Genomic DNA, 24679 nt, shown 5'->3' with positions numbered 1-24679 from the left:
TTGCATAAATTGCCAGTAAACTCACTTGATTAAATGCTCTGTTTGCACGTAGGGACTCTTCATGGCTCAAGTATTACAACAACGTATGTCTGAACATATTTTACAGTTTGCTCCTCAATTTAGTCGTCGTTCATTAGCAATAATGCCTGAAAAACTTAAAATAACCCTGATTAATCAGCTGTTAAACTTAGTATTAGCTGAGCAAATTAATAGCGGTGAATTCGCTTTTTTAGCAAATAAGTGGGTGGGCATTTGTATTGATGATATCAATTTACAATTTCAGGTGAGTGTTGATACCAAGTTACATGTTAAGCCGATGACTAAACCGAATGTAATTTTTAGTGCCAATGTACCTGAACTGTTGTTAGTTGCTGCGGCTAAAGAAGATCCTGACACGTTATTTTTTCAACGTAAGCTGCGTATTGAAGGTGATACCGAATTAGGCCTTGAAGTGAAAAACATGCTGTTATCGATAGAGCTTGATGCGCTTCCTAAGCCGGTAAGGTTAACCGTAGACAAGCTGGCGAGCATGTTACAAGCATTAATCCAAGGTTCAGAAACTAAATAATCAGAACTTGGGCTAAAAAAACGGCGCTTTTGCGCCGTTTTTTATTGAATTATTTTAGTTATCGTCCTGTAATTGTGGCGTATTTAACTAATAATTCATCATGTGATTCAATATGCTGTGGATCTGGATCAATACAGTCAATTGGACAAACCGACACACAGGTGGGTTTGTCATAATGGCCAACACACTCAGTACATAGTGCCGGATCGATTTCATAGATCTCTTCACCCATAGTGATTGCCTCATTAGGGCACTCGGGCTCGCACATATCGCAGTTGATACAACTGTCATCGATGATTAATGCCATTTAATTATTAACCTGGTTGATGAGGGTTCCGTGTATCCACTCCCTCGGGTAAATTACGCATTAGCATAGCTCGTTCAACATTGATGTTTTGCGGAATATCCATAAACACAAAATGGCCCGAACCCAAAGCCGCGTCTATCTGCTCACCTTTGCGATTCACTAATGATGCAATAGAGATAACAAAATTGCCTTCAGTTGTCATTACTTCAACGCTGTCACCCACGGAGAATTTATTTTTGACGTCAATTTCGGCTTGCCCTTCAGCGTTACGTTTACCAGTAAACTCACCCACAAATTGTTGATTGTTACTGACAGAGTGACCATATTCGTAATTTTGGTATTCATCATGCACATGACGACGCAAAAAGCCTTCGGTATAGCCGCGATGTGCCAAGCCTTCTAAGTTATTCATTAAGGTGCGGTCAAAGTCTTTACCGGCAACAGCATCTTCAATCGCTTGACGATATAGTTGAGCGGTGCGAGCGACATAATAAAAAGACTTGGTACGGCCCTCAATTTTTAATGAATCAATGCCCATACGGGTTAAACGGTCAACATGCTGAATCGCCCGTAAATCTTTAGAATTCATGATATAAGTACCATGCTCATCTTCAAACGCTGGCATGTATTCACCAGGACGCCCAGCTTCTTGTAATAACACAATATCATTACTCGGCTTGCCGGCCCCTAATGTTGGCGTTTCAATTTGTACTTCTGGAGCAAGGGCGATAACGTCACCCGTTTCGGTTTGCTCTGCTTGGTGAACATCATATTTCCAACGGCATGCATTAGTGCAAGTGCCTTGGTTTGGATCCCGTTTATTGATGTATCCTGATAATAAGCAGCGACCAGAATACGCCATACAAAGTGCGCCGTGAACAAACACTTCAAGTTCAATGTCTGGGCAACGTTGACGGATTTCTTCTATTTCATCTAATGATAATTCACGCGATAAAATGACGCGTTTAATCCCTTGTTGTTGCCAAAACTTAACTGATGCCCAGTTAATGGCATTGGCCTGTACAGACAAGTGTACCACTTGCTCAGGAAACGCCTCACGAACCATCATAATCAATCCTGGATCAGACATAATGACTGCGTCAGGCTTCATGGCAATAACGGGATCCATATCTTTAATATAGGTTTTCAGTTTGGCGTTATGCGGTGCAATATTACTGACAACGTACAGTTTTTTGCCTAGCGCGTGTGCTTCTTCTATCCCTGTGGCGAGGTTTTCCATTTTAAAGTCATTATTTCTCACCCGTAAGCTGTAGCGAGGTTGGCCAGCATAAACAGCATCGGCACCATAAGCAAAGGCATAACGCATATTTTTAAGCGTACCGGCAGGCGATAATAATTCAGGTTTAAACATAGTTTTCTCGGCCTAGAACAAGGTTGACATCTTCAGGGGACGCAAGCTTACTTAAGGACATTAGTGAGAACAAATATAGCCGCAGGAATTGTGAGGTGGGTTGTACTTTTGATGGCCGATTGAGATCCTGCGTGCCGCAATCATTAAAAATGCGCAATTAATTGGGCTTGCCGTTTTTGAGTCATCGCAAACTGAATGTGTTTGGGTATATAATCTTGGTATTAGTGAATTTTATTTTATGGAGAGCGCATGTCTACCGAACATCAACTCTTGGTTGGATTATTAAAAAAGCTTAAAGACGATGCCTTAGTGTTACCAACCTTGCCAGAAGTGGCCATGCGAGTTCAAGAAGTGGTAGCGCGTAAAGATTCAAGTCTCAAGCAAGTTGGCGATGTTATCGGCCAAGATGCGGCAATTTCAGCGCGAATTATTAAAGTGGCTAATAGCGCGTTATATTCTCGTGGCAATAAAGCCGAGAGCATAAGTGCTGCAGTTAATCGTATTGGTTTAGTGCAAATTAAATCTATTACGACTTCAGTTGCAATGGAGCAATTGTTTATCTCGACCAACGAAATGGTATGGGAAGTCATGGATGAAGTATGGAAAACATCAATTGAAGTTACCGCTTCATCTTGTGCGATGTTAGAGATATACAATAAGCGTAACCCGACAAAACGCCTCGATCGTGACACCTTAACGTTGGCTGGATTAGTGCATAATATTGGTGCGCTTCCTGTGTTAACTGAAGCTGAGATTCACCCTGAACTTTGTAGTAAAATTGAACAGTTACGTAGTCTTGTGCGTAAAATGCAAGGGCCAATAGGTCGTGCAGTGTTAAAAACATGGGATTTTGCCCCAGAAGTAATGGAAGTCGTCGAACGTTGGGCTGACTTGCATTACATGCCAGAAAAAGTCACTTATTTGGACTTTATTCGCTCGGCAGCATTTTATACCGGAGAGTTACGTGCGGGCGAAGAGTTAGATGAACGTTTGGGGGTATTTGCTGAGCGCGGATTACCGGTAACACCAGAAGACTTAGCCAGTGATGAGTTCATTGATATGTATCATTCTATTAAACAAAGCTACGAGTAGTCCTGTTTGAAATGGCGTCTCGGCGGTGTGCAACTCGCTTACCGTCGATAGCACTTTAGTCGATAAATGATATTCGTTTCTAGGTTGATATTAAATGATGGTATACCCTGAATGCTGATTAGCAGGACACTTTATTGATGATGATATGTTAATGGACAATTTGCTGCTCATTTTGCTGTGTTTGACCGGAGTCATAGCCGCGATTATCGGGGGGATGTATTTTCGTCAACATCGCGCTTTGCAGCAATTAACTCATGCCCTGCAATTACAAATGCTCAACCAAGATTTATTTACTCTAGATACGTCCTTCTCCTCGTTAAAACCCCTGACTTCTGTCCTTAATCAGATACATCAATCTAGCCTGTTTAGCACCGAACAAGATAAATTAACCGGGTTAACTAATCGGGTTGGATTTAAGCGCAAAATGCTTGCAAAAATGCCATTGTCAGAGGGCATGCTCGTGCTGGTGGACATCAAGCAATTTCGATTTGTAAATGATCTATTTGGTTTTATATTTGGCGACAAACTCCTTAAAGCGTTTGCCAAGCGCATCGAAAACCTGGTCCATAAACCGCAACTTATTGCCAGAATGAATGGCAATGAGTTTCTATTGTTTTTTCCTAATGAGTTAACCTTAACTGAAATGTTAACCATGAAAAATGATTTACAGCAGCCTTTTGAAATAGAACAACAACCCATCAGTATCAAAATTCAGCTGGGGATATTATCACTCAGTGCCCACCATGCAGACGTTAGTTTAATGTTAAGACGCCTCGATTTAGCACTGAAAAAAGCCAAGCAATTAAAACAGCCCATTGCTTTTTATGACCAAGATGACGACAAAGCTCAATATCGTGAGTTATTGATTATTAATAGCTTGCCCAACGGGTTGAAGCATAATCAATTGTATATGGTGTTTCAGCCCAAACTCGACATTCAAAGCGGCCAATGTCAACAAGTCGAAGCATTAATTCGCTGGCAACATCAAGGGTTAGGGCTGCTTTCGCCAAGTGAATTTATCCCGCTGGCTGAACAAACTGGTATGATTGATTTATTAAGTGCCTGGGTGTTAGATGCCGTTGTTGCTCAACAAGCTCGGTGGCGGGAAAAAGGGATTTATGTCAAGGTGGCGTTAAATTTGTCGTCAACCGACCTCGACAATCCAAACCTGGCCAATGATGTTGCGACCAAACTGACTAAATACTTGGTACCTGCTGAATGCATCATGATTGAAATTACCGAAAGCGCGTTAATGGTGTCGTTAGAGCAAACTATAGTGACATTAAATCAGTTGCGCGCCATAGGGGTAAAAATTGCCATAGATGATTTTGGTACCGGCCATTCATCGTTAGCCTATTTACGCTTTTTACCGGTTGATGAAGTTAAAATCGACAAAGCTTTTTTAGATGATTTTGAAACAACCCTTGCCGCTAAACAAGTGGTTAAAACCAGTATTGAATTGGCTAAAAGCTTAGGCTTTGAAGTGACGGTTGAAGGAGTTGAATCTAAGTCGGTGTTAGACACATTACGTTCCTATGGCGTTGATACTATTCAAGGTGACTACTTTGCTAAGCCTGCCACCGCAGAAGAGTTTGAGCACATTTACCCGCAGCTTAATCACTTATCTGCTTAAACGGTTTTTGCACTCATTTGTGTGACTCTATGCCTGATGATAACAGGGTGATTAACGCCGCTGGCATTGGTGCTAACTGACGCTTTTGGTTCATGCATACCATCTCTATTGTGGCGGTGACTGCTGCTTTAGTGGCGTTTGGTCGCCAAATAGATTGCTTCCATACCGTGCGGAATTTACTTTCAAAATAAAATTGCGTACGCACCTCTATGATATCTGCAAATTCAACTCCGTCATGACACACCATGTCGGTGCGATACACTGCAAAGCCTAATTGTTGTTGCTGCCATAAGTTATGCAATATTTCTGCGCCAATAACATGCTCACGCGCGCGCTCAAAATATTTCAAAAAATTGGGGTGATATACCACACCAGAAAAATCAGTATCTTCATAATAAATTTGCACATTAAAGCGATATTCTGGGCTATAACGTGGTGTGGTAGGTAACGTTGTCGCACTCATTGTGGGTTAACCTTGGTCAATCATTAATCTAGCGGAACCAATAATTGCTGATAGTGGCCTTGTTGCTTCAATATTTGCAGCCCTTTGTCGAGCAAAGTACTCCATTGCTTTGCTCGAGGATCTTGCTTTGAGAAAGCGACAAATATTTCACTGGTGTGGTTATTAAATTCAGCGTTAATATCTTTGGCTACGCCCATTTGTTCAATATACACATCGGCGACCATGTCAAACATAATAGCAGTGTCAATGCGGCCAACCAGTAACAAGTTAATCAATTGACGCTGGCTATTTACTTTAGTAATGCGTAACTGCCGCTTTTCAATCAGTTGAATAAACTCATCACCGTATTCATAGCCATCAATAATACCCACAACACTGCCTATTGGTAAATGCCATTTATCATTGACGTTGGCGGGATGCTCTTTGGCAAAGAAAAAAGAGGCTTTAACGGTAAATAAGGGTTCTTGACCAAAAACAAAACGTTTTACTGTACTTTGCTCTTTAGTGACATTAAAGACGCCATTGACAGAGCCGCGGTCGGTCATCACCAAGGCTCGGGTATAAGGTACGACGATAGTTGATACCACGACATCAACTTCTTTGAAGGCTTGTTCAATTAAATGATGAGAAATACCGCGGCCAAATTCATCGGCAAAAGGAGGCCAACCGTCTTCTGCAGCTAATGTGATATTGAGCGGTTCAGAATATACCATTGTAGGTAACGCCAACATGCAGCAAAGCATCAATGTCGACGATATTTGCTTAGCCTGTTTGAGACAAAAGTTGTACGCTGTAAAAAAAGCCAATAGGGCGTTTTGAAAAGCAATAACCAGCATATATTCCTTTATTCAATAATCCATTCGTTTCGCAGGGATCATAACACTATTATTGATAAAGGGATATTTCAACGCGATAGTTCAATCGGCATAAAGACTCAAATTGCTGGACTTGCTAACTCTAATGGATCCTTCATGATGTGACTTTGTTTAAGTAAGTTTTGTGTCGCGAGTGCGTTAAGCGCTGGGCTGAATAAAAAACCTTGCACAATTTTACATTGGTAATGCTTAAGCTTAACCAGTTGAGCGTGTGTTTCTACCCCTTCGGCAATAACATCTAACTGCAGTTCATTACCTAATTTAATAATATTTTTTAGTACAATATTGCTGGTTTCTATCGGTAGCATTGAGTGAATAAAAGCTTTATCTATTTTTAGGGTATCGATGGGAAATTGAGTTAAGTAGTTTAATGAAGAGTAGCCTTTACCAAAGTCGTCGAGTGCGATACGTACTTTAAGCTGCTTGAGTTGAAATAACACGGCTTTAGCAGCTTTGATATCGGTAATTAATAATGATTCAGTTATTTCAAGCTCTAACATATGTGGCGGAAAGTGGCTTTGTTGCAAAATTTGAGCAATGTCTTCAATAAAGGTCGGTTGAGATAACTGCAGTGGTGATATATTAACCGAAATATTGCCCTGAAGAATACCTTGCTGGTGCCATTGATAACCTTGATGACAAGCTTGAGCCAATACCCATAATCCGATGTCGATAATTAACCCGCTGTCTTCTGCTTGTTCAATAAACCGCGTAGGAGAAATTAAACCATCGGTAGGATGCTGCCAACGGATTAGGGCTTCGAGCCCGAGTATGCTTTGAGTATGAACACAGCATTTAGGCTGGTAATGTACCACCAATTGGTTTTCCGGAAGGGCATTATTAAGCTGGTTTTTAATGAGCAATCGCTCTAATAGTGCTGTCGAGAGTTTTTCGTTGAAAAAATAACTGCCATTACGACCATTTTGTTTGGCGGCGTACATCGCAGTATCGGCATGCTTTAATAATGTTTTTGCGTCTTTACCGTCGTTTGGATAACAGGCAACGCCAATACTGGCTGAACTGCTTAACCAATGTTGATTAATTTGATAGCCCGCGTTCAGTGAGGTTCGAATCCGTTCGATAATGTTGATTAAATCTTGGTTGAGTTTATTGTCGTCTGGGGCATATTGAATAATTAATGCAAACTCATCGCCGCCTAAGCGGGCAAGTACGTCTTGATGTTTTAAGCAATGTTGTAAGCGTTTTCCTACCTGGATGATCAGTTCATCACCAACGTCGTGTCCCATGGAGTCATTCACTTCTTTAAAGTGATCTAAATCGATAAACACTACCGCTGCGGTTTTGGTGGGAGTATTGATTAACATTGATAACTGTTGATTAAAATAAAAGCGATTGGCTAACCCGGTTAAGCTGTCGTAATTGGCGCGGTTGCTCAACTCTTTAATTTGCTTAAATCGAGAGAGTGCAAACAACATTAGCATTAAACAAACCGTCATGCCCAAGGCAATTAATGCATAAAACCACCATGCTTGATTGATGCTAAATGCAAACTCCGCCTGTTGTGGGCTCCAGATCCCATCGCTATTGGTGCTTTGCACTTTAAAGGTATAGTCACCTGCGGGGAGGTTTGTGTACATGGCATTGTGTTGTTGGGTTGTAATCCAGTCTTGATCAAAACCTTCTAACATAAAGCGATATTTATTTTGTTCAGGTGCGGTGAAATCTAATGATGTAAATGAAAACTGAATCATATTATGATCATAATCCACTGTGACAGCTTCAACGGCTTTATTGTTGTTGATATTGACGTAAGATTTGTTGGCGATATTGGCAGCGGTAATGTGCACTGGTGGAATAAAATGATTTTGACTAATTTGGGTGACATCAATTTGAATCACGCCTTTATTAGACCCGATCACAAGTTGATTACCAATCAGCCCAATTGCCGCTTCGTTAAAAATTAAATTATTGTTATTAATTGCACTTGGATAATTAGTGATGGAGCCAGTTTGGGTGGCATACTTCGTTAACATTTGGCGACTGGTAATCCATAAATTGCCTTGTGAGTCACCGGTTACGGCTTTGAGACGATTATCTGTGAGTCCGTCTTTGCGGGTAATGTATTCAATGTTGAATGAGGCGTTTTCTTTTGTTGGGGTTATCTTTGCTAAACCAAGCCCTTGAGTGGACGCCCAAATAATGCCTTGCTCGTCTTGGTAAATACCACTTATTCGAATATTTTCGCGGTCATTGCCGAGGCTTAAGTGTGTGGTTTTATCGCTGTTTGAATCAATAATAAAAATGCCATTTGTGGTGGCAAGCCATAACTCTCCAGTATTAATAATCATGGCATCAAAGGTGAAGTTTCCACCAGAGGTATAGAGGTTTTCATTATGATTAAAATAATGCTTTAGTAATCCTTCTGTTGGGCTAAATAACATGACTCCAGCATTTAAATAGCCGGTGACCCAAACGTTACCTTTATTGTCTGGTGTGACGGTGTAAAAGTCGGTGTTAGGAAACCCATAAGGATTGCCAGGCGCATTACTGAAGTGGGTGATTTGCTTGCTGTTAGCATCGAAATAACTTAATCCTTTATCATGCGATGCCCACACATTATTAGCGTCATCAACTTGTACGTTCCAAATATTACCCGTTAATGTGTTATCTGACTCGTTGGTTAGAGGGGATAAAGTGGCCGTTTTTAACTGTAAATCGATAGTATCTAAACCATTGTTTGATGCGACCCAAACATGCTGTTTATTGTTGGCTGAAAGAGCAAAAACATTGTCGCCCGACAGTTCAGAATTATTTGCTAGCGGTTTATAAATACGACTGGCTTGTTTTAAAGGGCTGTAGTAAGCCACGCCTTGAGTCGATGCAAACCAAATGAGACCAGATGAATCAATCAGTACGTCATCGACAAAGTCACTTGGTAAGGAGTGCTCATTAAAGGCTTGGGACGTAATCCAAGCAAATGTGTCAGTGGCTAGCGAAAGCACCCCAACACCTTTATTCGTGCTTACCCAAATGGTTTGTGGATTCTCCACGGCAATACTACTGATATAATTACTCTTTATAGTACCTTGTTGTGGCTTGGCTTGAGCATAATAGTGCCGATAACTTTTATCTAAAGGGTTAAAGCGGATTAAGCCATAATTTTGCGTGCCAAACCAAATTATGCCATCGTCGGCAACTTCACTGCTAAGAATGAAGTCGTTAAACAATGTTTTGGCTGCAATAGTTCCAGGTACTTCACTACTATTATCCGTTACATTAGGCTCAAATAAATGTAATGCATGAGTGTCTGGTTCCACTACGGCTAAACCAAAATCAGTGCCTACCCATAACCGCTGTTGTTGGTCTGCGACAATACTGTAAATTGAGGTTTCTACTGCCACCTTTTGTTTATTGAGGTATAGAGGCAGCGCAGTGAATCGATCCGAATTTTCTGGTTTAAATTGTAATCCGCTGCCAGTGCCTACCCATAAATTATTGCTTGAGTCTTGATAGAGTTTCGTTATCCAATTGGTATTTTGGTCGAATGGTTCAGGATTTAATGGATAAATGGTTAAGTGATCGTCAGGGTTTAATTGATTTAGCCCATCTTCGGTAGCAAACCAAATATTTCCCTGGCTATCTTCAATCACATCGGTAACAAAATTATTGGATATATGCCTTTTAGAGCCAGGAGAAAATTGGAAGTGAATAAATGCTTGCCCATCGTAGCGACTGACTCCTGAGTCAGTAGCAAACCATAAAAAACCATTTTTTTGCTGATAGATCGTTGTCACTAATGCCGATGGTAAGCCGTCGGAAATATTTAAGCGTTCAATTTGATATTGATTTGCTGAGACACTGAATACAACGGAAAGTGAAATGAATATTCCACATAGGTTATGTATTAATTTATGAAAAGAGAAAACCATTAAAAACCTTATCTTCAGCAACGATGCTTTACCGTGTTAATTCAACTCCCCATACGATATGAGGTATTGTAAAAAACTGTCGATAAGTTGTATCTTAAATAAGGCTTAGGCGCAAATTATTACAACAATAACGTGTTGTCTATAGGGGTAAATTGGTGGCATTGATCACTGAGGGACTTGGCCGTTAAGCGTTCAACGCTAATAACATGGGTGTAGCATTGGCTGCTTTGGTTTATTTTTTTCAATAATAAATCAAAGTCACCGTCGCCAGACAACAATATCACCTCATCAACCGTAGGGGCGATCTCGAGCATGTCGATAGTGATCCCCACATCCCAATCACCTTTGGCCGATCCATCGCTGCGTTGAATATAAGGCTTCGTTTTTACCGTAAATCCGATATGTTTCAAAGCATCTTGAAACTTAACTTGTCCGTCATCGGCAGGGGCTATGGCATAAGCGATTGCATGGCTAATGTGACCGCGCTTGGTTAATTGCTTGTACAGCGCGCGGTAATTAAATGAGCGACCAAAGCCTTGTTTACAGGTGTAATAAATGTTTTGTACGTCTACAAATACTGCAAGCTTGGTCATTATTACACCTGTGATTTATTATCGTTGCGTTGCCGTTTGTGCGGCAATAGCATCATTAAGTTGAGCTTCAACATACCCGGGTGAGTGAGTTGATGCCGAGATTAAACGGTACATGGCAGGGATTACCAATAAAGTAACAAAAGTCGCAAATGCCATGCCGGAGAATATCACAGTTCCCACCGCGATGCGGCTTTCGCTGCCTGCTCCTGTTGACATTATCAGCGGAATAGCGCCAATCAGTGTGGTAAAAGCGGTCATTAGAATAGGGCGTAAACGTCGGGCGGAGGCATCAATAATGGCGGTATCAAGTGCAAGGCCACGATCGCGAAGTTGGTTGGCAAATTCAACAATTAGAATGCCGTTTTTGGTCACCATTCCGATTAACATGATCATGCCAATTTGGCTGTATATGTTCATACCTTGATTGGTGAGCGCTAGACCAATAAAGCCGCCAAAAATTCCCATTGGTACGGTAAACATCACTACCGCGGGGTTAATAAAGCTTTCAAATTGCGCCGCTAATACTAAATAAGCAATTAATAGGGCAAGGGCAAACACCACTAATACACTGCTTTGGTTTTCTTTAAAGTCTTTTGACTCGCCAGTATAAGCAATTGAAATATCGGTAGGTAAAAGAGTGATGGCGCGTTGCTCTAAATAGTCCAGCGCTTCACCCAGTGTATAGCCTTCACCTAGATTTGCTTTAATAGTAATCGATTTTTGCTTATTGGTATGGCTTAAACGTTGTGGTGATGCTATCTCTTCTACATGCGTGACTGTGTCTAGGGTGATGAGCTCACCTTTTGCGCTTCTAAAATAAATTTTGCTAAGGTCACTAACGCTATTAAAACTGTTTTCGTCACCACGTAGGTAAACATCGTATTCTTCACCTCGTTCAACAAAGGTGGTTTCGCTGCGACCGCCTAGCATGATTTCAAGGGTGGTTGATATTTCGGATACGCTAATACCTAATTCAGCAGCGCGCTGTTTATCTACCGTGACTACAAGCTCGGGAGTCGTTTCGGCATAATCTAAATCTGCGCCTTCTAACATTGGGCTAGCATCGGCTTCTTGTTGTAAAACTTGTGCCCACTTAAACAGCTCTGGGTAGTCAGAGCCACCAAGCACAAATTGAACCGGTTCGCTTGATTGACCTCTAAACCCCGGCAACATAGGGCGTACCATCACATCGGGAATGTCTTTTAAGGTTCGGCTGATTAATCCTAAGGCTTGTTTAACATCAATGTCGCGGTCGGCCCAATCTTCAAGTTGAATAATTGCAAAGCCCGTTTGGTCTCCCGCGCGGCCGCCAAATGCGGGCGCTTCAACGCTAAATGACTTCACTACACCCTGGCCAAGCAGTGGCAATAAGCGACTCTCAACAATGTCCATGTTTGCAATCATTCGGTTGTAGCTGGTACCTTCAGCGCCTTTAATAAAGGCAAAAAGGACCCCTCTGTCTTCCTGTGGTGAAAGTTGTGATGGTACTTGTTGCATTAAAAAGTAACTGCCGGCAACACACGAAATAATGACAACTGGCGCGGCAACTCGCCATGCTAGTGCCCAGCTAACCATACGGCGATAATTGTGTTCTAATCGAGAAAATCCACGGTCTACCCATTGGTTAAATCGGTTTTTTTTCACATTGGCTTTAAGTAGTTTACTGCCCATCACAGGGGTTAATGTTAGTGCGATAAAAGATGAGAAAATGACCGACATGGCTAACATCACCGAAAACTCGGTAAATAATAAGCCGACCATACCATCCATAAACGAAATAGGTAAAAAGACCATCACCAGTACAAGTGTTGTTGAAATGACCGCAAATCCCACCTCTCGCGTCCCTTTGTAAGCGGCAAGTATGGGTTGCTCGCCTTTTTCGATATGATGGAAAATATTTTCAACGACCACAATCGCATCATCAACCACTAATCCAATGGCCAAGATTAATGCCATAAGTGTTAATAAGTTAATGGTGTAGCCCAAGCTGTAAGCTGCTATAAAGGCTGCGATGAGAGACACAGGAACGGTAACCGCAGGGATCAATGTTGCCCTAACTTGACCGATAAAAATATACAGTACTAAAACCACCAGAATTCCGGTGATCAGCAGCGTGTTGTAAACCTCGTTAATTGAGCGGTCGATAAATACATTGGCATCGTAGTCAACCACTAAATGGGTTCCTTCTGGCAAGAATCCTTGTATCTTGTCGACTTCTTGTTGTACTCGCCTTGAAATATCCAGCGGATTAGCATCTGACTGCGGCACAATCCCTAAGCTGAGGTTAACGATACCGTTACTTTTAAATGTTGAGTCTTCATTTTCGGCACCAATGAACACATTGGCGACATCTTTAAGGTATATCGCGGTACCATCTGATGCGGTGTGCACAACAAGGTATTCAAAGTCTTCGGGGCTAAAATATAAGCGTTTGGTTCTCACTGACATGACCGTGGTGTCATTTCGAACCTCACCACCCGGGGTTTCAAGGTTTTCGGTATTGAGGGCATTGATAATGTCGCTGGTGGTCACATTTCTGCCAGCCATCAGCTGTGGCTTTAATTGCACATACATTACCTTGTATAAGGCGCCAGAAATATTCACTGAACTTACGCCGGTAATGAGGCTAAATCTGTCTTCTAAAACACGTTGTGCATAGTCAGTTAATTGCGTTCGGTCCATGTTTTCAGAACTTAAATTAACGTAAATTGATGGCTCGCCAGTGCCGTTGTCTTTTGACACAATAGGGTCGTCAGCTTCATCTGGTAAGCGGCGCTGCGCTTTGGCAACAGCATCTCGAACATCGCTCACACCTTCTGTTAAATTCCAACCGAGTTCAAACTCAATTGAAATACGCGACATGCCATTACGTGTGGTTGAGGTGATTTCGTCAATGCCACTGATCCCGGTGAGTTCATCCTCGATCGTTTTGGTGATTTTACTTTCCATAATGGTGGCAGAAGCGCCACTGTAAGTTGTCATTACAGTGACAACTGGGTTTTGCACATCTGGCATTTCCCGTACGGCCAGTTTAGAAAACGACACTATACCAAATACGCAAAGTAGTAAGCTGAGTACAATAGCGACTACAGGGCGCTTAACTGCAGTATCACTTAGCCACATTACTTATACTCCTGAGTAGACAACACTGAAGTGTCTTTTTTTACGGTTGATACTGATTTACTCAGGTCATTGACCTTAACTCCGTCTCGCATATTCACTAACCCCTGCACTACGATGTTATCGCCGATGTCGACGCCAGACTCAATCAATACTTGATCTTTGATCCTTGCGCCTAACACAACTTCTCTACGCTGAGCGACATTGTCTTGGTTGATGACATAAACAAAACGTTTGGTGCCAGAATATTCAAGTGCTTGTACAGGGACGATTGGAGCTGAAACACTGGGGAAAGTTAATGTTGCAGACATCATCATGCCGGGTTTTAGTTGGCCTTGTTTATTATCAAATTGGCTCCGAATGTTGAGGTTGAGCGTTTGCGAGTTAACCCTAGGATCAATTGCAATGATTTTGCCGGTAAAAGTGGTGTTTGCCCACGCCCTGCTGCTGGCTTTAACCGGCATACCTGTGCTTAATAGTGACATGTAGTGTTCGGGCACTTGTAAATCTAATTGCAGTACCGATAAATCATCTAATGACAGTAATTCCTCATTCATACTGACCATTTTGCCTCGACTAAAATTGACTAAGCCGGTGTTGCCGCTAAAAGGGGCTGTTACGGTGTGATAGGCCAAATCGGTTTGTGCTGATTGCAGGCGGGCTAGGGCAATGTCGACACTGGCCTTTTGGGCTTCAATTTCGGTTTGGGTGATGGCATTAACGTTGATAAGCTTTAAAAACTCGTTGAGCTTACGGACTTCATCTTTGTGATAAGCCTGCGCTTCTAATACATTGGCCTTGGCTTTGCTGTTATCAAGAGTGAGTAACGTTTGCCCTTTGCTGACATGTTGGTTTGAACTCACTTCAATTGAATCAATTTTACCGCCAACTTGCGGTGCAATCATTACTGAATCGGTGGCAACGAGTTTACCAATAAGTGTGACTGATTGTGACAACTCATGTTGCTCTACATTTGCCGTCATAACGGGGATGATTTTTTCAACCCGTTGAGGCTTTGAAGCTGCAAAAACACTGGTACTCAATACGCTGCTAGTGACGATCACAAAGGCTGCTGAAAACGTATTTAAGCCGAGTTTCTTTATCATGTTGGGAATTCTCTATGAACAATGCGCAGGGAGCGCAAATTGTGAATTAGATTATGATTATATTGTAATTATTTTTTGTAATATTTATCGTAAAGTAATGTAAAGCTTTTGGTTTTGTTTGTAACAAGGCACTTTTTATTCGCGCAATAAAAAAGCCATATCAGGTGATATGGCTTTAGGGTGAAGCAAAATGTTAAGGATTACTTTTCGATAGGCTCGTTAGTAAACTCAATATTTTGCTTTTTCGTTGCTGGCGATACGCCCATAAAGTATTCGTAGCCTTTGTCTGAAGAAGTCTTTTTAGCATCTTCATCACTGAGCTTAATGCTGGTTTGGTCTGAAAACAGTGTGTATTTCGCTTTAGGTTTGTCAGCGGTTTTGGGTGTTGCTTTTGCTGTTGGCTTGAGGATCCCTTTAGGCACCTCTGCCACTGCAGATGGGGTTTGGCTGCTTGGCGTTTTTTCTGTTTTAACATTGTTGAACTTGTAGTTAAATACGCCATTACCTTCAATGTTTTCGACACTTGATTGGTCTTGGTCTTGGTAAGAAGCCAAAATGCCATGCTTGCCTAATGGAATTTCGTGGAACAGCTTTTTACCGGTACCGACTTTTACACCATTAACAAACCAATCAGCAGGCACGTTACTGACTAATGTTACCATGGCCGATTTTAAGCCTAACTCTTCATTAAGCATTTCATCGATTTTGTTGTTATAAGACGGCTTGAATTTCATTGCCACTTTATATTGTAAACCGCCTTTCATGTTCATGTTGGCGTCGATGACTTCGTAAGAGAGCAGCACACTTTTATCATTTAAAAAGGGTGACTCATTACGGGTGCTGCTTAAAATACTGCTTTTCGATTCTTTTAAACAATCTGCAATCGTTTGATATTTAGAGCACTCAGTCGAACCGTTGATATTAATTGGTAGCGTACTGCTCGATTTAGACAAATCAGCAATTAATCGATTAGTAATATCGGTTTTAAGCTTAAACAATTGCTGACTTTTGGTCGCACGTTGTTTATTGATGGTTTCGTATTCTGAAAGAATTTCTTCTTTTTCAGCTTCAAGGCGCTGACTGTCTTGTTCTGCTTTTTGCGTTAACTCATCAACCAAAGTGACAGACTCTTCAATTTGCTTGTAGGTGTTTGGCAAGGTAATTTTTGTTCGGATTGCGTCTGGTAACCCTTCGATTAGCTCATCGTAACGTTGTTGTTCTGATGCGATGGCTTTTTTAAGCCCTTCAACGTCGTAGGCTTTCTTGTTAAGTTGAGAGAATTTGTCATTAACACTTATCAGCAGACTGTCGATATCATACTCGGTTTCGATTTGGTTAAGTGTCTGTTTTTCTGATTTGGTGATGACTTCGAGTGCCGCAAATGAATTACTTGCGTATAAGCACAATAAAGCAAGGCTAATTGAACCGTATCTCACTGATCTCTCCATTATATTTCTCTACAAGCTGGAACCATCGACACTCTGTAATGCGCTGAGTGTAATCAGCAAAGAGCAAAATAATCCGTTAATATTTTATAATACTTAAGTTATTTTGCCTTTACAAACAGATTGTGGTGCATTGCTCACAATAAATTGACAAAATTTTGACACATGCAGATATAGTCTCGAGTTTATAATGAAAATTCATAAATATAAACGGAAATAAACAGGTATAAAACAAAACAGAGACCGAAGTCTCTGTTTTAGTGTCAAACGTTATTGATAAAGAATCAAACGTTACTTATTAATACGTTTATATTTTAAACGATGCGGTTCGACGACATCGGTACCCATTGTGTTTTTAAGCCACGTTGAATATTCAGTGTAATTGCCTTCATAGAAGTTCACTTGGCCTTCATCGCGGTAATCTAAAATATGGGTCGCGATACGGTCTAGGAACCACCGGTCATGGGAGATCACCATTGCACAGCCTGGAAACTCAAGTAGCGCTTCTTCAAGTGCACGTAATGTTTCTACATCTAAGTCGTTGGTTGGTTCATCGAGTAATAATACGTTACCGCCCGCTTGTAATAACTTTGCTAAGTGAACTCGGTTACGCTCACCACCTGACAAGGTACCAATGATTTTTTGTTGGTCGCCACCGCGAAAGTTAAAGCGGCCAACATAAGCGCGGCTTGGAATTTCTGTGTTGTTGATCCGCATGATATCAAGGCCACCTGAGATTTCTTGCCAGACGGTATTTTTGTCGTTCATTGAGTCGCGGAACTGCTCAACTGATGCAATTTGTACTGAGTCGCCAACAGAAATACTGCCGCTGTCAGGTTGCTCCGCTCCAGAAATCATTTTAAATAACGTTGATTTACCTGCGCCGTTAGCACCGATAATACCGACAATGGCACCTTTAGGTACGGTAAAACTAAGATTATCAATTAATACTCGATCACCGTATGACTTGGTTAAATTAGTGACTTCGATAACTTTATCACCTAAACGAGGTCCAGGTGGAATAAACAACTCGTTAGTCTCGTTACGCTTTTGATAATCATTGGTGTTTAATTCTTCAAAGCGTGCCATACGCGCTTTGCCTTTTGATTGACGACCTTTAGCACCTTGGCGGACCCATTCTAATTCTTTAGCAATGGTTTTCTGGCGCGCGCTTTCTGTTGATGATTCTTGCTGTAAACGTGCATCTTTTTGCTCAAGCCATGATGAATAGTTGCCTTCCCACGGGATGCCTTCGCCGCGGTCAAGTTCTAAAATCCAACCGGCAGCATTATCTAAGAAGTAACGATCATGGGTAATTGCGACCACGGTGCCATTATATTCTTGCAAGAAATGTTCTAACCACGCCACTGACTCTGCGTCTAAGTGGTTGGTTGGTTCGTCAAGTAATAGCATTTCTGGCTTTTCGAGTAACAGACGACAAATTGCGACACGGCGACGCTCACCACCTGAAAGTACTTCAATTTTGGCATCCCATTCAGGTAAACGTAGCGCATTGGCGGCACGTTCTAGAATATGCTCAAGGTTATGTGCATCTTGTGATTGAATGATTGCTTCTAGTTCGCCTTGCTCTTTAGCTAGTGCGTCAAAGTCGGCGTCAGGTTCTGCGTAGGCAGCATAGACCTCATCAAGTCGGGTTAGTGCGTTTTTAGCTTCGCTTACCGCTTCCTCAATGGCTTCACGTACTGTTTGCTGCTCATTTAAGCGTGGTTCTTGCGGTAAATAACCAATTTTAAGTCCTGGCATTGGGCGGGCTTCACCTTCAATTTCGGTGTCAAGGCCTGCCATGATCCGTAATAGGGTGGATTTGCCCGAGCCGTTTAAGCCGAGCACACCAATTTTTGCGCCGGGAAAAAAGCTTAATGAAATGTCTTTTAAAATTTGCTTTTTAGGTGGAACCACTTTACCCACACGAAGCATGCTGTATACAAATTGAGCCATGTTTATTCAGTCTAATTGTCAACAATGATGCTGATAATTCTACTGAATTCTTTGCTTAACTCAACTGTCTATTGCAGGTTTTCTATCGAGACGTTATGTGCGTACATAGGGCTGAGGGGAGAGGTTGTGTATTAGCGATTCAACATGAATCGTTTTGTATTGAGAACACAGTGAATTTCATGTTGTTTATACTGTGAATAATTATCGTTGCAGAGTAGAATACCGCGCAACCTTACTATATAGATAATGATGTTGGAGCTACCATGTTGAAGAAAGCGATGAATATTGCGGATTACGATCCTGAATTATTTAAAGCCATTGAAGATGAAACTTGTCGTCAAGAAGAGCACATCGAATTGATTGCGTCTGAAAACTATACCAGTCCACGAGTGATGGAAGCGCAAGGTTCTCAGTTGACAAACAAGTATGCTGAAGGTTATCCAGGTAAGCGTTACTATGGTGGGTGTGAGTATGTTGATGTTGTTGAAACATTGGCCATCGAACGCGCAAAAGAATTATTTGGCGCCACTTATGCCAACGTGCAACCACACTCAGGTTCACAAGCAAACAGCGCTGTTTTCATGGCGTTATTACAGCCAGGCGACACAGTGTTAGGCATGAACCTAGCGCACGGTGGTCATTTAACTCACGGCTCTCCAGTTAACTTTTCTGGCAAACTTTATAACATTATTCCTTACGGTATCGACGAGTCGGGTAAAATTGACTACGACGAAATGGAACGCTTAGCCGTTGAACATAAGCCTAAGATGATGATTGGCGGTTTCTCTGCTTACTCAGGCATTGTTGACTGGGCTAAAATGCGTGAAATTGCAGATAAAATTGGTGCTTATCTATTTGTTGATATGGCACACGTTGCAGGTTTGATTGCTGCCGGCGTTTATCCTACGCCAGTACCACATGCACACGTTGTAACTTCAACTACGCATAAAACATTAGCCGGTCCACGTGGCGGCATTATTATTTCTGCAGCTGACGATGAAGACCTATATAAAAAGTTAAACTCTGCTGTATTCCCTGGTGGCCAAGGTGGCCCATTAATGCATGTTATTGCGGGTAAAGCGGTAGCATTTAAAGAAGCATTAGAGCCAGAATTTAAGGTATACCAGCAGCAAGTGGTTAACAATGCCAAAGCCATGGTTGAAGTGTTTTTAGCCCGCGGTTACAAAATCGTTTCTGGCGGTACTGAAAACCACTTAATGTTGGTTGACTTAATTGGTCGCGACTTAACCGGTAAAGAAGCTGACGCAGCTTTAGGTAGTGCCAACATTACCGTTAACAAAAACTCTGTCCCTAACGATCCTCGTTCACCATTTGTGACATCGGGTATTCGTATTGGTTCGCCAGCCATTACACGCCGCGGCTTTAAAGAAGCAGAAGCAAAAGAGCTGACAACCTGGATTTGTGACATTTTAGATGATGCATCTAACACTGAGGTTATTGAACGCGTTAAAGGCCAAGTATTGGCATTGTGTGCTAAGTTCCCTGTATACGGTTAATCCTGTTTGTTTTTGGTATTGAGGTTTAGGTTAACCTTGTGCCACAAATAGGATAAACTTTAATGGCCGCTAATTTTTAGCGGCCATTTTGTTTTCTGCAGGAGGTTCAATGCATTGCCCTTTTTGTAGCGCGACCGATACCAAAGTCATCGATTCTCGTTTAGTGGCCGACGGTCACCAAGTACGTCGTCGCCGGGAATGTACTGAATGTCATGAACGCTTTACAACCTTTGAAGGCGCCGAGTTAGTGATGCCTCGGGTAATAAAACGCGATGGCACCAGACAACCCTTTGATGAAGAAAAACTGCGTGGTGGCATGCTGCGTGCGGTTGAAAAACGTCCAGTATCTATTGATGAAATCGAACAGGCGCTCAGTAAAATTAAATCAACATTACGTGCTACTGGTGAGCGTGAAGTCGACTCTGAAATGATTGGTAATTTGATGATGGAGCAGTTAATGAGCCTCGATAAGGTGGCTTATATTCGCTTTGCTTCAGTTTATCGTGCATTTGAAGATGTATCTCAATTTGGCGAAGCTATTGCTAAATTACAAAAATAATCATTGATTCAGGCCACGATTACCCATTGCACTAATGGGTAATGTTGAATGGCATTCAAAGAGAGTCCAACCATGTTTAACTGGTCTAGCATCGATATTGAAATGATGAGCCGAGCCATTATGCTGGCAGAACGAGGTCGCTATACAACAAGGCCTAATCCTTGTGTTGGTTGCGTTATTGTCAAACAGGGGCAGATTATTGGCGAGGGTTACCATCAACGTGCAGGTCAAGGGCATGCTGAGGTTAACGCACTTAAGATGATCCAAGATAAAGGATTATCAGCTCAAGGTGCAACGGCATACGTCACATTAGAACCATGTAGCCATTATGGTCGTACTCCGCCATGTGCATTGGGACTCATTAATGCCAAGGTCGCTAGAGTGGTCGTGGCTGTGACCGATGCTAACCCGGAAGTGTCTGGTCGTGGTATTGCAATGTTAAAAGAAGCGGGTATTGAAGTTGATGTTGGCTTATTAACCGATCAAGCTTACGGATTAAATCTTGGCTTTATGAAGCGGATGAAAACGGGCTTACCTTGGGTGACGGTAAAAATTGCGGCCAGTTTAGACGGCAAAACAGCATTGTCTAATGGCGTTTCTAAATGGATAACAGGTACTGCGGCGCGTGCAGATGTGCAAAAATACCGCGCTAACCACTGTGTATTAATTACCGGCGTTGAAACTGTTTTAGCCGATGACCCTAGTTTAAATGTACGTTTTGAGTCATTAGGTGAGTTAATCACTCGCCATACACCAGATGAGATTTTTCAGCCTCTTAGAGTGGTGTTAGATAGCCGTGCAAGATTAACCGAAAATCAGCAAATCTTTGCCATTGAAAGCCCGATTTTGTTGGTGTCAGGGTGTGAGTATTCCGCAGACGTTAAAGCTGCTTTACCTGATTATGTGTCATTTTTAGTTCTAGAGTGTGATTCGTCGGGCAGAATCCCCTTACAGGCCTTGTTAACGTATTTAGGCAACACTGCAAACTCAGTATTAGTCGAAGCTGGTGCGACGCTGGCGGGAGCGTTTGTGGCGCAAAATTTAGCCGATGATGTGGTGTTATATCAAGCGCCTAAAATACTGGGTAGTCAGGGGCGGAACATGCTGCAATTACCCGATTATACTGCAATTGAACAAACCCCTTCGTTGCAACTTATTGATGAGCGGAGTGTTGGTAAAGATAAGCGTTATATCCTCAGATATAATAAAACCTATTAATTGTTGCAAACTGTAAAATCTGAGCGACAGCAAAGAATAAAAGTCAAAAGTGAGTCATTATGTTTACTGGGATAATTGAAGCCCTTGGTACATTACGTAAAATTGATCGTAAAGGGAATGATATACGCCTAACGGTTGCGAGTGGAAAATTAGATTTAGCCGACGTTAAATTGGGCGACAGCATTGCAACGAATGGTGTTTGTTTAACTGTTGTTGAGTGTCTAGCGGATGGCTATGTTGCTGACATTTCCGCTGAAACGGTAGCACTAACGTGTTTTAGCCGTTACCAAGTGGGCCAAAAAGTAAACCTTGAAAAAGCGGTTACTGCTAACACAAGGTTAGGTGGTCACATGGTCAGTGGCCATGTTGATGGTATGGCGAAAGTTGAACAATGTGCTTTTCGAGGTAAGGCGTTGGAGTTTTGGTTGACGGCACCGGCATCGCTGAGCCGCTATATTGCTCATAAAGGCTCAATTACCATTGATGGCGTAAGCTTAACTGTAAACGAAGTGGATGGAACGCGTTTTCGATTAACGATAGTGCCTCATACCGCAAGCGAAACCACTCTTGTGGCATTAAAAGTGGGCGATAGCGTTAATATTGAAGTGGATTTAATTGCCCGATATTTAGAGCGATTAATGCAGCCTGAGGTAAACCCTGAACCCACTTCAGGGGTGACAATGGAGCTGCTCGCTAAGTCTGGATTTTTACGTTAATGACATATAAAAATTGTACCCAACATTCAAATACTATAAATCGATAAATAAAGGTCTGACAATGGCGCTACACAGCATAGAAGAAATCATTGAAGATATTCGTCAAGGTAAAATGGTTATCTTGATGGATGATGAAGACAGAGAGAATGAAGGCGATTTGATAATAGCGGCTGATAAAGTCACGCCAGCAGCAATTAATTTTATGGCAACCTATGGGCGTGGGCTCATTTGCCAAACGATGACCAAAGAACGTTGTATTCAGTTAAATTTACCGTTAATGGTCACCAATAATAACGCTCAGTTTTCAACTAACTTTACCGTGTCAATTGAAGCGGCTACGGGAGTCACAACGGGAATTTCTGCCCACGATCGTGCCATAACCGTGCAAGCTGCCGTGGCAAAAGAGGCTAAAGCATCTGACTTAGTGCAACCCGGTCATATCTTTCCGTTAATGGCACAAGAGGGTGGCGTACTAACGCGCGCGGGTCACACTGAAGCGGGTTGCGATTTAGCGCGCTTAGCAGGATGTGAACCATCGAGCGTGATAGTTGAAATTTTAAATGAAGATGGCACCATGGCGCGTCGTCCAGATTTAGAAATATTCAGTGAAAAACACGGTATTAAGATGGGTACCATTGCTGATCTTATTGAATACCGTAATACCAATGAAACCACAGTTGTGCGTGAAGCAACCTGTAAATTACCCACTCGTTTTGGGGAATTTACCATGGTTACTTTTAGAGACACCATCGATAATCAACTACACTATGCAATGGTTAAAGACGAAATTAAACCAAACTGTTTAGTCCGCGTTCATTTGCAAAACACCTTTAACGATTTATTGCATTCTGAGCGCGATCAAAAACGCAGTTGGCCGTTAGAGCAAGCTATGGAGCGAATTGCTACCGATGGCGGTGTGTTGGTGTTATTAGGTAATACTGAAAGTCCAAGCCAATTGCTAGCAAAAGTCAAAGCGTTTGAAGCTGAAGATAACGGTGAATCACCTGTGTCAGCAATGTGGCAGGGTACATCACGCCAAGTGGGTGTTGGATCACAAATCTTAGCCAGTTTAGGGGTCACCACCATGCGGCTATTAAGTTCGCCAAAGCGTTATCATTCGTTGTCAGGCTTTGGTTTAGAAGTCACTGATTATATAAGTGAATAAACCGAATAATCGGTAAATTTAACAATTTCATTAATTGCATAGCGCTCAGGGCTAATGGCTGTGATATCATAGCGCCTCTTTTTGCCCCGAGCCGGGTGCTTTAGCTAATTTAGGTAAGATAGAATGAACGTAGTTCAAGGTAATATCGAAGCGAAAAATGCCAAAGTGGCGATCGTAATATCGCGATTCAATAGTTTTTTAGTTGAAAGTCTGCTTGACGGTGCAATAGACACATTAAAGCGTTTCGGTCAGGTAAGCGACGACAACATTACCGTTGTGCGTGTACCTGGCGCAGTTGAATTGCCACTTGCAGCAAAACGTGTTGCAGCAAGCGGAAAATTCGACGGAATCATCGCACTTGGTGCTGTGATCCGTGGCGGAACTCCTCATTTTGATTTTGTTGCCGGCGAATGTAACAAAGGTCTAGCTCAAGTTGCTTTAGACTATGACTTACCTGTTTCATTTGGTGTATTAACAACCGATACCATTGAACAAGCTATTGAGCGTTCAGGTACTAAAGCAGGTAACAAAGGTGGCGAAGCTGCCCTTGGTCTGCTTGAAATGGTTAATGTACTGCAACAACTAGAACAACAGCTGTAATAGTAGGAAAAGTATGAAACCTTCAGAGCGCCGTAAGGCCCGCCGTCTAGCCGTTCAAGCCATTTATTCATGGCAGTTGAGCAAAAACAATGTTGCTGACGTAGAACATGAGTTTTTAACTGAACAGAACACAGACGGTGTAGATGTTGCCTATTTTCGTGAATTATTATCTGGTGTGGCGTCTAAAACCTCACAGATTGATGATTTACTAAAGCCACATTTAGATCGTGATTTTGAAGATGTTTCACCAGTAGAGAAAGCCATTGTCCGTTTGGCAACTTACGAGTTGACCTTCCGTAAAGATGTGCCGTTTAAAGTCGCCATTAACGAAGGTATCGAATTAGCCAAAGCATTCGGTGCCGATGATAGCCACAAATTTGTAAACGGCTTGCTTGATAAATTAGTGAAACACAAGTAACACCAGAACGGTATCTTCGGATGCCGTTTTTCATATCCATTAATTGTTTCTAAATTAAGGTGG

General features: G+C 42.0%; 20 protein-coding genes. 10 read left to right on the top strand and 10 right to left on the bottom strand.

Going from position 1 to position 24679, the window contains the following annotated elements:
• Window positions 1-61 precede the first annotated feature (61 nt).
• Complete coding sequence (ubiT, locus tag PQR79_RS06565; protein WP_238106952.1) at window positions 62-568, top strand: ubiquinone anaerobic biosynthesis accessory factor UbiT; 507 nt, start codon at window positions 62-64, stop codon at window positions 566-568.
• Window positions 569-626: 58 nt separating this feature from the next.
• Here the strand turns inward: ubiT and PQR79_RS06560 are convergent, their stop codons facing one another.
• Together PQR79_RS06560 and trhP are read right to left on the bottom strand one after the other, a co-directional pair.
• Window positions 627-875 (bottom strand): YfhL family 4Fe-4S dicluster ferredoxin, encoded by a 249-nt coding sequence (locus PQR79_RS06560; RefSeq protein ID WP_238106954.1) that lies wholly within the window; start codon window positions 873-875, stop codon window positions 627-629.
• 7 nt (window positions 876-882) lie between these two features.
• Window positions 883-2247 carry a prephenate-dependent tRNA uridine(34) hydroxylase TrhP gene (gene trhP / locus PQR79_RS06555; protein WP_238106955.1) on the bottom strand — a complete coding sequence of 455 codons (1365 nt, stop codon included), beginning with the start codon at window positions 2245-2247 and terminating at the stop codon, window positions 883-885.
• A gap of 249 nt (window positions 2248-2496) precedes the next feature.
• Between trhP and PQR79_RS06550 the strand changes: the two genes are divergently transcribed.
• Window positions 2497-3339 carry an HDOD domain-containing protein gene (locus tag PQR79_RS06550; protein WP_238106957.1) on the top strand — a complete coding sequence of 281 codons (843 nt, stop codon included), beginning with the start codon at window positions 2497-2499 and terminating at the stop codon, window positions 3337-3339.
• Between the two features lie 151 nt (window positions 3340-3490).
• The gene (locus PQR79_RS06545) at window positions 3491-4972 is read left to right on the top strand and encodes a putative bifunctional diguanylate cyclase/phosphodiesterase (RefSeq protein WP_238106958.1); all 1482 of its coding nucleotides are present in this window, start codon (window positions 3491-3493) and stop codon (window positions 4970-4972) included.
• A 13-nt stretch (window positions 4973-4985) separates the two neighbouring features.
• On the opposite strand, the gene PQR79_RS06540 is transcribed toward PQR79_RS06545, so the two are convergent.
• The 8 genes from PQR79_RS06540 to ettA form a co-directional block, all read right to left on the bottom strand.
• The gene (locus PQR79_RS06540) at window positions 4986-5435 is read right to left on the bottom strand and encodes a thioesterase family protein (protein WP_238106960.1); all 450 of its coding nucleotides are present in this window, start codon (window positions 5433-5435) and stop codon (window positions 4986-4988) included.
• A gap of 23 nt (window positions 5436-5458) precedes the next feature.
• A complete protein-coding gene (locus PQR79_RS06535; RefSeq protein WP_238106962.1) occupies window positions 5459-6271 on the bottom strand; it encodes a substrate-binding periplasmic protein in 813 nt (270 codons plus the stop codon).
• 98 nt (window positions 6272-6369) lie between these two features.
• Window positions 6370-10200 (bottom strand): EAL domain-containing protein, encoded by a 3831-nt coding sequence (locus tag PQR79_RS06530; RefSeq protein ID WP_238106964.1) that lies wholly within the window; start codon window positions 10198-10200, stop codon window positions 6370-6372.
• A gap of 119 nt (window positions 10201-10319) precedes the next feature.
• The gene (locus tag PQR79_RS06525) at window positions 10320-10793 is read right to left on the bottom strand and encodes a LabA-like NYN domain-containing protein (protein WP_238106966.1); all 474 of its coding nucleotides are present in this window, start codon (window positions 10791-10793) and stop codon (window positions 10320-10322) included.
• An 18-nt stretch (window positions 10794-10811) separates the two neighbouring features.
• A complete protein-coding gene (locus PQR79_RS06520) occupies window positions 10812-13916 on the bottom strand; it encodes a multidrug efflux RND transporter permease subunit (protein WP_238106968.1) in 3105 nt (1034 codons plus the stop codon).
• The gene (locus tag PQR79_RS06515) at window positions 13916-15019 is read right to left on the bottom strand and encodes an efflux RND transporter periplasmic adaptor subunit (protein ID WP_238106970.1); all 1104 of its coding nucleotides are present in this window, start codon (window positions 15017-15019) and stop codon (window positions 13916-13918) included. The genes PQR79_RS06520 and PQR79_RS06515 overlap by 1 nt, the downstream gene beginning before the upstream one ends.
• Window positions 15020-15219: 200 nt before the next feature.
• Complete coding sequence (locus PQR79_RS06510; protein WP_238106971.1) at window positions 15220-16455, bottom strand: hypothetical protein; 1236 nt, start codon at window positions 16453-16455, stop codon at window positions 15220-15222.
• Window positions 16456-16755: 300 nt separating this feature from the next.
• Window positions 16756-18423 carry an energy-dependent translational throttle protein EttA gene (gene ettA / locus PQR79_RS06505; protein ID WP_238106973.1) on the bottom strand — a complete coding sequence of 556 codons (1668 nt, stop codon included), beginning with the start codon at window positions 18421-18423 and terminating at the stop codon, window positions 16756-16758.
• Window positions 18424-18686: 263 nt separating this feature from the next.
• Between ettA and glyA the strand changes: the two genes are divergently transcribed.
• The 7 genes from glyA to nusB all read left to right on the top strand — a co-directional run bounded on the left by glyA (window position 18687) and on the right by nusB (window position 24616).
• Window positions 18687-19940, top strand: coding sequence for a serine hydroxymethyltransferase (gene glyA, locus PQR79_RS06500; protein WP_238106974.1), 1254 nt, complete (start codon window positions 18687-18689; stop codon window positions 19938-19940).
• Between the two features lie 109 nt (window positions 19941-20049).
• Window positions 20050-20499, top strand: coding sequence for a transcriptional regulator NrdR (nrdR, locus tag PQR79_RS06495; protein WP_188917341.1), 450 nt, complete (start codon window positions 20050-20052; stop codon window positions 20497-20499).
• Window positions 20500-20571: 72 nt separating this feature from the next.
• Complete coding sequence (gene ribD / locus PQR79_RS06490; RefSeq protein WP_238106976.1) at window positions 20572-21717, top strand: bifunctional diaminohydroxyphosphoribosylaminopyrimidine deaminase/5-amino-6-(5-phosphoribosylamino)uracil reductase RibD; 1146 nt, start codon at window positions 20572-20574, stop codon at window positions 21715-21717.
• 59 nt (window positions 21718-21776) lie between these two features.
• A complete protein-coding gene (locus PQR79_RS06485) occupies window positions 21777-22433 on the top strand; it encodes a riboflavin synthase (RefSeq protein WP_238106978.1) in 657 nt (218 codons plus the stop codon).
• A 61-nt stretch (window positions 22434-22494) separates the two neighbouring features.
• Window positions 22495-23598 (top strand): bifunctional 3,4-dihydroxy-2-butanone-4-phosphate synthase/GTP cyclohydrolase II, encoded by a 1104-nt coding sequence (gene ribBA, locus PQR79_RS06480; protein WP_238107211.1) that lies wholly within the window; start codon window positions 22495-22497, stop codon window positions 23596-23598.
• Window positions 23599-23721: 123 nt separating this feature from the next.
• Window positions 23722-24198, top strand: a complete 477-nt coding sequence (gene ribH / locus PQR79_RS06475; RefSeq protein ID WP_188917349.1) for a 6,7-dimethyl-8-ribityllumazine synthase — start codon at window positions 23722-23724, stop codon at window positions 24196-24198.
• A gap of 13 nt (window positions 24199-24211) precedes the next feature.
• Window positions 24212-24616 carry a transcription antitermination factor NusB gene (gene nusB, locus PQR79_RS06470; RefSeq protein ID WP_188917351.1) on the top strand — a complete coding sequence of 135 codons (405 nt, stop codon included), beginning with the start codon at window positions 24212-24214 and terminating at the stop codon, window positions 24614-24616.
• Window positions 24617-24679 lie beyond the last annotated feature (63 nt).

The sequence above is a fragment of the Shewanella metallivivens genome (genome assembly GCF_028750675.1).
In the GTDB taxonomy this organism is placed as follows: Bacteria; Pseudomonadota; Gammaproteobacteria; order Enterobacterales; family Shewanellaceae; genus Shewanella; species Shewanella metallivivens.
This window is presented reverse-complemented; position numbering and strand designations above follow the sequence as displayed.